13 protein-coding genes are annotated in these 10,964 nt (G+C 33.0%); 8 read left to right on the top strand and 5 right to left on the bottom strand.

The window, feature by feature from the left end; translation table 11 throughout:
* Positions 1-8: 8 nt before the first annotated feature.
* From LB452_RS10040 to LB452_RS10075, 7 genes are all read left to right on the top strand, one after another.
* Positions 9-944 (top strand): PorP/SprF family type IX secretion system membrane protein, encoded by a 936-nt coding sequence (locus LB452_RS10040; protein ID WP_407692606.1) that lies wholly within the window; start codon positions 9-11, stop codon positions 942-944.
* 2 nt (positions 945-946) lie between these two features.
* Entirely contained in the window at positions 947-3,244 is a 2,298-nt protein-coding gene (locus LB452_RS13585; RefSeq protein ID WP_322966302.1) for an OmpA family protein, read from the top strand.
* A 103-nt stretch (positions 3,245-3,347) separates the two neighbouring features.
* Positions 3,348-3,875: an isopentenyl-diphosphate Delta-isomerase gene (idi, locus tag LB452_RS10055; RefSeq protein ID WP_224461611.1), complete on the top strand. Its 528-nt coding sequence runs from the start codon at positions 3,348-3,350 to the stop codon at positions 3,873-3,875.
* Between the two features lie 13 nt (positions 3,876-3,888).
* On the top strand, positions 3,889-4,299 hold the full coding sequence (locus LB452_RS10060; RefSeq protein ID WP_224461612.1) for a 6-pyruvoyl trahydropterin synthase family protein: 411 nt from the start codon (positions 3,889-3,891) through the stop codon (positions 4,297-4,299).
* Position 4,300: 1 nt separating this feature from the next.
* On the top strand, positions 4,301-4,756 hold the full coding sequence (locus LB452_RS10065; protein ID WP_224461613.1) for a peroxiredoxin: 456 nt from the start codon (positions 4,301-4,303) through the stop codon (positions 4,754-4,756).
* The gene (locus LB452_RS10070; protein WP_224461614.1) at positions 4,756-5,724 is read left to right on the top strand and encodes a type I phosphomannose isomerase catalytic subunit; all 969 of its coding nucleotides are present in this window, start codon (positions 4,756-4,758) and stop codon (positions 5,722-5,724) included. Before LB452_RS10065 ends, LB452_RS10070 begins: the two co-directional genes overlap by 1 nt.
* A gap of 43 nt (positions 5,725-5,767) precedes the next feature.
* Positions 5,768-6,034: a hypothetical protein gene (locus tag LB452_RS10075; protein WP_224461615.1), complete on the top strand. Its 267-nt coding sequence runs from the start codon at positions 5,768-5,770 to the stop codon at positions 6,032-6,034.
* A 129-nt stretch (positions 6,035-6,163) separates the two neighbouring features.
* Here the strand turns inward: LB452_RS10075 and LB452_RS10080 are convergent, their stop codons facing one another.
* Genes LB452_RS10080 through LB452_RS10090 form a run of 3 tightly spaced genes read right to left on the bottom strand, consistent with a single transcriptional unit; the run spans position 6,164 to position 9,044 of the window.
* The gene (locus LB452_RS10080) at positions 6,164-6,910 is read right to left on the bottom strand and encodes a DUF4369 domain-containing protein (protein WP_224461616.1); all 747 of its coding nucleotides are present in this window, start codon (positions 6,908-6,910) and stop codon (positions 6,164-6,166) included.
* 11 nt (positions 6,911-6,921) lie between these two features.
* Positions 6,922-8,187: a DUF819 family protein gene (locus LB452_RS10085; protein ID WP_224461623.1), complete on the bottom strand. Its 1,266-nt coding sequence runs from the start codon at positions 8,185-8,187 to the stop codon at positions 6,922-6,924.
* 32 nt (positions 8,188-8,219) lie between these two features.
* The gene (locus tag LB452_RS10090; RefSeq protein WP_224461617.1) at positions 8,220-9,044 is read right to left on the bottom strand and encodes an HAD family hydrolase; all 825 of its coding nucleotides are present in this window, start codon (positions 9,042-9,044) and stop codon (positions 8,220-8,222) included.
* A 157-nt stretch (positions 9,045-9,201) separates the two neighbouring features.
* Here LB452_RS10090 and LB452_RS10095 point away from each other — a divergent pair, with 157 nt between their 5' ends.
* Positions 9,202-9,969, top strand: a complete 768-nt coding sequence (locus tag LB452_RS10095) for a S1/P1 nuclease (protein WP_224461618.1) — start codon at positions 9,202-9,204, stop codon at positions 9,967-9,969.
* 15 nt (positions 9,970-9,984) lie between these two features.
* Here the strand turns inward: LB452_RS10095 and LB452_RS10100 are convergent, their stop codons facing one another.
* Positions 9,985-10,263: a TIGR03643 family protein gene (locus tag LB452_RS10100; RefSeq protein ID WP_224461619.1), complete on the bottom strand. Its 279-nt coding sequence runs from the start codon at positions 10,261-10,263 to the stop codon at positions 9,985-9,987.
* A gap of 3 nt (positions 10,264-10,266) precedes the next feature.
* Positions 10,267-10,614 carry a DoxX family protein gene (locus tag LB452_RS10105; RefSeq protein WP_224461620.1) on the bottom strand — a complete coding sequence of 116 codons (348 nt, stop codon included), beginning with the start codon at positions 10,612-10,614 and terminating at the stop codon, positions 10,267-10,269.
* Positions 10,615-10,964: the final 350 nt, after the last annotated feature.

Genomic DNA, 10,964 nt, shown 5'->3' on the forward strand with positions numbered 1-10,964 from the left:
AATGAATGATGACTAAAAGTCAATTTATATATACAAGCCTAGCAGTTTTTTTCCTTTTATTAGGTCTTAAAGTCCATGCGCAACAAGATCCAAACTTTACTCAATACATGTATAATACCATGAGTATAAATCCAGCTTACGCTGGATCAAGAGATGTGTTAAGCGCAAGTGTTTTACACAGGTCCCAATGGCTTGGGTTTGACGGTGCACCAACCTCCCAAACTTTATCTGCGCATTCACCCATAAAAGATGGACAAATGGGGTTGGGCTTTAATATGGTAAATGATAAGATTGGTGTTATGCAAGAAACTGATATCAATGCAGTTTACAGCTATGCAATCGAAGTTTCAAGATATACTAAACTTTCATTTGGTATAAATGCTGGTGTCAATATGTTGAATGTTGACTATAATGATTTAAACAGATTTGACAACACAGATCCTGAATTTTTAAATAATATTGAAAATAAATTTTCACCACAAGTAGGTCTGGGAGCATTACTTTATAATGATCAATATTTTGTTGGTCTTAGCGTTCCTGCCTTATTAAGAACAGATCGATTTTCTGATAGTAATACTGCCGATGCAACTGTAAGAGATCGCTTACATTATTACTTAACAGCTGGATTAGTTTTTGATATCAGTCCTTCACTAAAATTTAAACCATCAATTTTGATGAGACATGTAAGTGGATCTCCTTTGTTGGCTGAATTGTCTTCAAACTTCTTAATAAATGATAAATTTACAGCTGGCGTTGCTTATAGGTTGAACTCAGCATTCTCAGGACTTTTTGCTTTTCAAGTCAGTGATTCTATATTGTTAGGTTTAGCCTATGATAGAGATACGTCAACATTTTCAAGCTACAATGATGGATCGCTTGAATTTTTCGCGAGGTTCGAGCTTTTCAAAAAGTATAAAAGGATGTACACCCCAAGATTTTTTTAATTATGAAATTTAACTATAAATATTTTATTCTTATTGCTGCATTTTTTGTTGGGAGTGCAACTTATTCTCAAGTTGATAAACTTAAAGAAGCTGATAAGATGTTTGAAGGTTATGCTTTCATCGATGCTCAAAAAATATATCTTGAGGTAGCTAAAAGCGGTTACGAATCTGAAAACCTTTTTAAGAAGCTAGGGGACTCTTATTATTTCAATAACGATCAGGAGAGCGCATTGGAGTGGTATGAAAAATTGTATCAATTAAATCCAAATCAACCTAAAGAATACTTATTCAGATACGCACAATCGCTCAAAAGCGTTAAAGAATACGATAAATCCGACCAAATAATGCTTGAGTTTGATGCATTAAACGATTCAGATAGTAGAGTTTCAAAATTGAAAAGAGAACGGAATTATTTGGAACTTATTGATATGCAATCAGGAAGGTTCAGTATCACTTCACTTCCCATTAATTCTGAATATTCCGAATTCTCTCCTTCTTTTTATGGAGATGCAAAATTAGTGTTCGCATCAAACAGACCAGTTTCTTCCTCAGTAAAACGCGTGCATGAATGGAATAATCAACCTTATCTAAATTTATATAGCGTTGACATATCCGATTCTTTAGATTTAGAATCAGAACCTGTTAACTTTTCAGAAACTTTAAATTCTAAATTTCATGAGTCCTCTGCTGTATTTACAAGCGATGGAAAAACAGTTTACTTCACAAGAAATAATTTTTCAGGAAATAAATTGAATCGTGGTGAAGACGGTGTTAGTTATTTGAAATTATTTAAATCAAATTTAAACTCAGAAAATGAGTGGACTAAGCCTCAGGAGCTTCCTTTCAACAGTGATAATTATTCTGTTGCTCATCCCTCTCTAAGCAATGATGATCAAACATTGTACTTTTCCTCAGACATGCAGGGTACTCGAGGAATGTCAGATATTTTTAGAGTCAATATTTTAGGAAATAATACTTACAGCGAGCCTGAAAATTTAGGCGACCTGATCAATACCGAAGGTCGGGAAAGTTTTCCATTTATAAGTAGAGATAATTTGCTTTACTTTTCATCGGATGGCCATCTAGGATTAGGTGGATTGGATGTTTTTGTTGCTGTTATAAAAAATAACGGAGAATTAGGTGACGTTTTCAATTTAGGGAGGCCTATTAATAGCAACAAAGATGATTTCAGCTTTATAATTAACTCAAGACTTAAAAAAGGATTTTTTGCTACCAATAGGGGAGAAGGCGATTCTAACGATAATCTTTATTCAGTCACTCAACTTCAAAAGCTTATGACCGCTTGTTCTCAGTTGCTTAACGGTAAAATCTTTACAACAGATGGAGAAGACGCTCTTGCAGATGCTAAAGTTGAACTCTTTGATGAAGATTTAAATTTATTAAAAACAACTACTACAGATTCCGAAGGCTTCTATCAATTTGAAGTCGATTGTGATACCCGCTATGTAGTGAGAGTTTCTAAAGATGGATTTGCCACAATTGAAGAATTAGTAAGTACAAATTCTGATTTTAGAACCGAGAACTCACTTGATTTCAATGCTGAAGCAGGAGATGAACTTGGCATTACTAAAGCTGATAAGGGTGATGATTTGAGTCAGTTATTGCAATTAGACCCTATTTATTTTGACATTGATAAATTCCAGATTCGTCAAGATGCTGAGGTTGAATTACAAAAAATTGTAGCAGTTTTAAAGTCTTATCCTGAAATGCGAATAGATGTAAGGTCACATACTGATAGTAGAGCTGGAGATGCCTATAACCAAATCTTATCCGATAAGCGTGCTACCGCAACACAAGATTACATTATTGAAAAAGCAGGAATAAGTAGGGACAGAATTTCAGGAAGGGGTTATGGAGAAACCGAGCTTGTTAATAACTGTTCTAACGGTATTGATTGCTCAGAAGAAGAGCATGCCCTTAACAGAAGATCGGAATTTATAATACTAAACGATAACGAAACCCCTAAAGATATTCGTAATGAAATTTTAGCTTCAGAAAATAAAAAAATAGATAGTCTTAAAAAATCTTCTTACTATGATTTTGAAAATTCCAATGAAGAAATTTATACAGTTCAAATAGGAGCTTTTGGTAAGAATTCCAACGTAGAATTCGATAATGTAGAAAACGTTTTCAGCCATGTTTATAGTGATGGTTACAAACGATATTTTTCTTCAGTTTTTTCAACAAGGAAAGAAGCTGACGCTTACAAGATGGAATTAAGGAATAAAGGAGTGGAAGGTGCTTTTGTTGTTGGTCTTCGGGGCAAAAGTCGATTTTAGAATATAAAGTTTAATTACTAAATAAATCATAAATAGCACCTTTTGAATCAAGGTGCTTTTCTTATTTGTACCCAGATTCAAGTTATTTTGTATTTTTGGTTTTATGACAGATAATACTTCAAATTACGTAATCCTGGTGGATGAAAATGATAAGCCACTAGGTACCATGGAAAAAATTGAGGCACACGAAAAAGCTAAGCTTCATCGTGCATTTTCAGTATTTATATATAATTCCAAAAATGAATTAATGCTTCAACAAAGAGCTTTGTCAAAATACCACACACCAGGTTTATGGACAAACACATGTTGTAGTCACCAAAAAATAAATGAAACTAATATAGAGGCTGGGAAAAGACGACTTCAAGAAGAAATGGGTTTTAGCACGGATCTCCAAGAAACAATATCCTTTATTTATAAAGCTCCATTCGAAAACGGTTTAACCGAGCACGAATATGATTATATACTTGTCGGTGAATACAATGATGAACCACAACCTAATCCCGATGAGGTCAATGCTTGGAAATGGATGAAACTTGAAGACATTGAAATAGATATAAAAAAAAATCCAGGTAATTATACTGAGTGGTTCAAAATTATTTTTGCGAAGCATAAAAATGAAATGATAAAATAATCAACATAAGCGTATGAAAGTTACAGTACACCGCAAAGCTCATTTTAATGCTGCGCATAGATTATACAGGAAAGATTGGACCTTTGAGAAGAATGAAGAAATCTTCGGTAAATGTAATAACCCACAGTATCATGGTCATAATTACGAGCTTATAGCTTCTGTAACTGGTGAAATTGATCCAGAAACCGGATACGTTATAGATGTTAAAATTTTGAAGGATTTAATCAAATCTGAAGTTGAGGATGCATTTGACCATAAAAATTTAAATGAACAAGTTCAGGAATTTGAGAACTTAAATCCAACTGCAGAAAATATAGCAGTAGTCATTTGGAACAAACTGAAACCAAAATTGAAAGAGGGGCATGAGTTAGAAATTACACTTTATGAAACACCTCGAAATTTTGTAACTTATAAAGGAGAGTAAGATGTCATTAGAAAAAGGAGAAAAAATACCACATTTTGAACTTAAGGATCAAAACGGAAATGATTTTGATTCAAATGAAATTATTGGTAAAAAACCTGTTGTGATTTATTTCTATCCAAAAGATTTTACTCCTGGTTGCACAAAAGAGGCATGTAACTTCAGAGATAGTTACGAAGATTTTAAAGAAGCTGGAGCAGAAGTAATTGGTATAAGCAATGACTCAGAAAAGTCCCATTCAAAATTTGCAAAAAAACACAATCTTCCTTTTATTTTACTTTCAGACTCCAATGGTAAAGTGAGAAAGAAATTTGGCATAAAGAAAAGTCTGCTTGGATTGGTTCCTGGTAGAGAAACATTTGTCATCGACGGTGAGGGCAAAGTGATTTTTAAATTCAATAGCCTAGATGCTTCAAAACACATGAAAAAAGCATTGAATGCGGTTAAAAAAATAGATTAGTGTTATATCCCTTAAAATTCACACCTATTCTAAAAGAAAAAATTTGGGGAGGTCACAGATTTCATTCCAAAACCAATCAAAACTTAGGGGATAAGAAAATAGGTGAAAGTTGGGAAATAAGCGGTGTTAAGGATGAAATTTCCATTGTTGAAAATGGTAGCTTAAAAGGCGAAGTACTTGAAGATTTAATCATCGAATTTAAAGACCAATTACTTGGCAAATCTGTTTACGAAAGATTCAATGCTCAATTTCCAATTTTAATAAAATTTATTGAAGCTAGAGATAATCTTTCGGTCCAATTGCATCCTGACGATCAACTTGCTAAAAAACGTCACAACAGTTTCGGTAAAACCGAGATGTGGTACATCATAGAATCTGAAAATAATGCTAAATTAATATTAGACTTCAAAGATAATCTTTCAGCCAAAAAACTTAAGGATTTAATAAACTCAGGAAAAATTGAAAACTCCCTGAATTCAATCAGCGTAAAAGAGGGAGATGCCTTTTTTATAAAGCCTGGTTTGGTTCATGCCATTGGAGCAGGAGTATTGCTTGCAGAAATCCAACAGACCTCAGATATTACTTATCGTATATATGATTGGAATAGAGTTGATGAAGAAGGAAATACTAGAGAACTACATACAGATCTTGCGCTTGAAGCTATTGATTTTGATAATACATCAGATTATAGAATACGATATGATTCTGTGCTGAATACCAAAGTTCCTTTAGCAGACACACCCTATTTTAAAACTAAATTTTTGGAAATCAATAAGGATTTAAACCTTGATTATTCAAAAGTTGATTCTTTTATAATTTTCATGAACGTAGGCCACAGCTCAGCTACAATTAGTCATAAAAATATTCACTATTCAATCCTTTCAAAAGAAACAATTCTTATTCCAGCTTGTATTGATACTTTAGAAATAAAATCAGCAGGCACCAAACTTTTAGAAATCAGCATTTAGTTTTTTAAATTAGTTTACTTTTGCAGAAATTAATTTTTATAAAATGGCTAGTAAGAAGCAACTAAAAAAAGACCTTAATGACCGTTTCGGTGAAATCATCGACGGAGCATTAATCAACCAAGAGGCAAGTTCAGAAGACTTTAAAGAGAAAACTGAAGAACTTGTAGACGATGTCATATCAGAATTTGATCAATTTGTTGAGCAAATCAACAAAAAAGATATTGAAGACAGAGGTAAGCATTTAAAATCTGTAAAAGAATCAATCAACACTAAAGCTGATGAGTTTATAAAAAGACTCAATAACTTCTAATTCCTTATTCAAGATTTAATTTCTTGACCTTCTAGGTTGAAAGTTAAATTCTTTTCTTATTAACCTCGTAGTGATTTCTACGAGGTTTTTTTATTTAAATTATTTAAATCTAAATTATTGTAATCCTTACTAGGGTAGTTCTTCGATAACTTCAGTTTTCATACTCTCATTATCATTCTTCCTTCTTGCTTCGATGAGATCTTTCAATCGTTTTCCATACAATGATTTCTTCACAGGTTTTTCCAAGGAATTGTAAACAGTATCCAGATATTTAAGATTGGCATCAAATGCCTCAGATAAGATGACATAAGGCGAAACTTCCAAATCTTTATTATTCAGGGCGAAGTTGACAGTGTAAAGATATTTACGCTTCAGAATGGAATTGAATTTTCTGTTTATACTATCAATTCTGCTTTCATCTTGAGACTTGTTAGCTTCAAAATTTTCTTCAATTAAATCCAGTCGCTGCGAATTAAATCGCTTTACTATTTCATTGTATTCTTCGAGTTTCTTCTGATTTTTGAATTCTGAGATAACCTCTAAATCCATTCCATAGTTTTTCAAAGTTGTAGTGATTCTAATTTCTCCAGGCTCAGCAAAAAAATTGATAAGTTCTGGGTAATTGGAACCATTATATCGTTCCAATTCTATAAACATGAGCTGTGGTTCTTCAATATAAGTATTGAAAGTAAATTCTGAAGACCCAGAAATTTGTATGGAATCTACATTCACTAAAGTTGAATCATTTATTTTTTGTAGGTAGATTTTTCCTTTTTTTAAACCAACAATATTGCCTGTAATCAATAGGTTGTTTTTGTCCTTCTGACATGAAGTAAAAAGGATTGCAAGGATAGCGAGTGATAAAAAATGTTTCATGTATTGCTTTATTAAATATTTGATGAAATTTCCATTAGAATTGTACAACCTAAAGCGGCATAGGTACCAACAACGTAACCGAATACCGCTAATAATACGCCAACACTTGTAAGTGAAGGATGAAATGCAGAAGCGACTACCGGTGCAGAAGCTGCTCCACCAACATTAGCCTGGCTTCCTACTGCCAAAAAGAAATAAGGTGCCTTAATGACTTTTGCGACAATTATAAGCAATCCAGCGTGAATACTCATCCAGATCAATCCAATAAGAATCAATCCAGGGTTTTCAAACACAGCGGTCAAGTCCATTTTCATGCCTATTGTGGCAACAAGAAAGTAAATGAATATGCTCCCAATTTTGCTTGCACCAGTACCTTCATAAGATTTTGCTTTAGTAAACGATAACCCAACACCAAAAGCAGTTGAAATCGTTATCATCCAGAAAAATGTAGAAGAAAAAGAAGCTAAAGCCGACGTTTTATCATTAAAAGCGTCAAAGTTTGTAAGTAAAAATTCTGAAATATGTTCCGAAGCCCAATGAGAAAAGCCTACAGCAAAAAATGCTATTCCAAGCATTATCATATAATCCTTAAGTTCAGGAGTTCTAGAGACACTTTTTGTGTATTGAGATACTTTTTTCTTCAGTTCTTCAATAGCAGAATTATCAGCTTTCAGCCATTTATCTATGTTTTCTGACCTACCTATCCCGAGTAAGATGATTGCTAGCCAGAGGTTGGCAACAACGATATCAACCAAGACCATCCCACCGTATTTTTCAGGATTATATTTGAATATCTCTAGCATTGCTGCTTGATTCGCTCCTCCACCTATCCAGCTTCCTGCAAGCGTGGAAAGTCCTCTCCAAACAGCGTCAGGTCCCGCACCTCCTACAGTTTCTGGGGAGAAAATCGAAATGATTAAAATCGCAATAGGACCCCCGATCACAATACCAATGGTTCCTGTTAAAAACATAATGAGAGCCTTAAACCCTAAGTTTTTTATAGCTTTTAAGTCTATACTCAAAGTCATTAATACCAGAGAGGCTGGAAGGAAATACCTACTGGCAACAAAATAAAGTTGAGAGGTTGAGTCGCTTATGATATTTAAAGAATTGAAAATAGCAGGTATCAAATAACACATCAAAAGAGCAGGAACAATCTTATAAAATTTATTCCAAAAGCCCGTTTTTTGACTAGAGGTGTAAAAAATCAACGCGATAGAAAGCATTAAAATACCCAATACTGCTGCGTCATTAGTAATTAGCGGATTTTGATCCATCATAGAAATTTAGAGGGTAAAAGTAAAAATTATTAGTAATTTTTAAAGCTTATCCCCCTTTTAAAATAAGCATTTAGAAAATTAGCAACACCATCTTCTTTTGCATTTTCAATGGTTTTGTCGGCAATAAGTTTTACCTCTTCTTTTGCATTTCCAACTGCAACCCCAAGTCCAGATGCCTTAAGCATCTCAATGTCATTAAAGTTATCTCCAAAACTCATCACTTCAGACATGTTCAAACAAAATTCTGTTCTTATTAAAAACTCAATAGCAGAGCGTTTTGAAATCTGTTTCGGTGCAATCTCTATATAAGTATCTTTTGATCTGTATAAATGAATATCATCTGAGAAGTTTTTAGACATGAGATCGTAAAATTTCGTAATCAACTCTGCTTTACCCATACACATTATCTTGTGAGCGCCAGTATGACTAGTCTGCCATACCTCCAAAACTTCATTATTAGACTTTATAGTAGGAGTAACTTTAGTATTTTTGGTTTCTCTTTCAGCCCAGTGATCCAATTGAGGAGCGAACCAGTCATTATTATTGTAAAGACTTAAATGAAGATGATCTTGATTAAGATTAATTATTTTATGTACAAGCTCAAAAGGAATTGCGGTACTTTGTTTAATCTTTTTATCAGCTATGATCAAACCTCCATTGTATGCAACAATTGGATTATTTGTGATATTCAATTGCTCTTGTAGATGATTCATTGCAGAAGGCATCCTTGAAGAAATAAGAACAATAGGTAGCTTATCTTTTAGTTTCGTAATTTCAAAAATGGTTTTTTCAGAAAGTTCTCGTTTCGCGTTGAGAAGAGTTCCATCAATATCACTGCAAATAAGCTTTATCATTTTCTTTAAGGTTGAATTTAATACTGCTCAAATTAAAGAGTTTAGATTGTAAGTCTATAATAATTAGTAAGATTAAATCGGATATTTTTATTGAGAATAAACTAAAACCTTTACGTTTACTTAAAGCAATTCCAATTATATTTGAAAAAAAATAGACATGAAATATTTGCTGGCTTTTCTTATACTTTCTCAAACATTATTAGCTTCAGAAGATTGGGGGCAAAATGGTCACCGTACAGTCGGTGAAACTGCAGAGCAGTATTTAAAATCAAAAGTAAGTAAAAAAATAAATAGAATTCTTAATGGACAATCTATTGCAGATGCTTCCACCTATGCGGATGAGATTAAGAGTGACAGTGCTTATGACAAATATAAGCCTTGGCATTATGCCAATATTCCTTTTGATCAAACGTATTCTGAAGCTGATAAAAATCCAAAAGGAGACATTGTATACGGAATAGAAGAGTGTATTCGAAATTTGAAATACGAAGAACTAAGCAAAGAAAAAGAACAATTTTATCTCAAAATGTTGATTCACTTGGTTGGAGATATGCATCAGCCACTTCATTTTGGTCTTAAGGAAGATAAGGGTGCAAATGATTTTAAAGTCAAATGGTTTTATAGTCCTACAAATCTTCACAGTGTTTGGGATACAAAAATGATCGAAAGTTATAATATGAGTTATACTGAGCTTGCGGACAGTTTGCCAGAATTAAGTAAAATGGAAATTAAAGTTATTAAGACTGGAACTTTATTAGATTGGGTTGAACAAAACAGAGATTTAACACGAGAAGTTTATAAATCTGCCGAAGCAAACGAAAACTTAAGTTATAGATATATGTATGATTGGTTTGGCGTTTCTCAATTGCAAATGAAGAAAGCAGGAATACGTTTGGCTGTAATTTTAAATGATATTTATTCTTAATTTCTAAGCGATAATTTATCGCTTAGAAATTTTGTTATGTGTTATTTGTTTTTGACGAGAGGATTTGAATTTTTTCATTGAGTTTTTCCTCAATTTCCTATGTTTAGTAGCTCGTCCTTGAACACGTTTTCTCCACATTCTGAAGCTTGAAGGCTTCATTTCCTTCTGCATGATTTTTATAACATCGCTCTCAGTCACACCGAACTGGAATTCAATAGCTTCGAAGGGAGTTCTATCTTCCCACGCCATTTCAATGATTCTGTCTAATTCTCTTTCTGTAAATTCTTTTTCCATAGTCTATATATATAGGTATGCCCACCAGATTAAAATAAATTGAATTGGTATTCTCAAAATTAAGATCCACTTCGGAACACCCGCAGCAAATTTATCGCCTCGCAACATATTAAAGTGTACAGTAAAAAAAACGAGCAACATTAAAATAATGCCGATTGCTGATATACTTCTAGTTTTTTGAAATAACAATCCAATACCAAGTGCTATTTCAATTCCTCCTGAAAGTAAAACAAGAAACTTTCTTGCTTTAAAAAACCTTGGCATTACTTTAATGTAAGCATCAGGTTTTATAAAATGCATGATTCCTGCGAAAGCATACATTATCGACATTATTATAAGATCCCAATTCATATTGCAATTTAAAACTTTAAACTAGGAACAGTTGAATCCTATGTTTTTTTAATCAATATTTCACATGTCACTAGATATTGAATTATTTAAATAGTGGTATTAGAGGAAGTTAGGATGCCACACAAAAACCTTTAAAAAAAACCTTCGCAAAAGTTTGGTTTGTGGAGGAAAAGAGTTGTAGTTTTGCGCCCCGCTAATTGAGGTACTGAGAGGATAACACAATGATAGAGTTGAGATAATGTTTATTTATTTTTGCTTGTGAGGATGTCAGATAAGTTGTAGTTTTGCCCTCCTGAAATTAATTAGTTTTCGTTCATTAAAAAAGTTTTTATTTTTTTTAAAATTATCAC

The sequence above is a fragment of the Psychroflexus longus genome (assembly GCF_020164595.1).
GTDB lineage: Bacteria > Bacteroidota > Bacteroidia > Flavobacteriales > Flavobacteriaceae > Psychroflexus > Psychroflexus longus.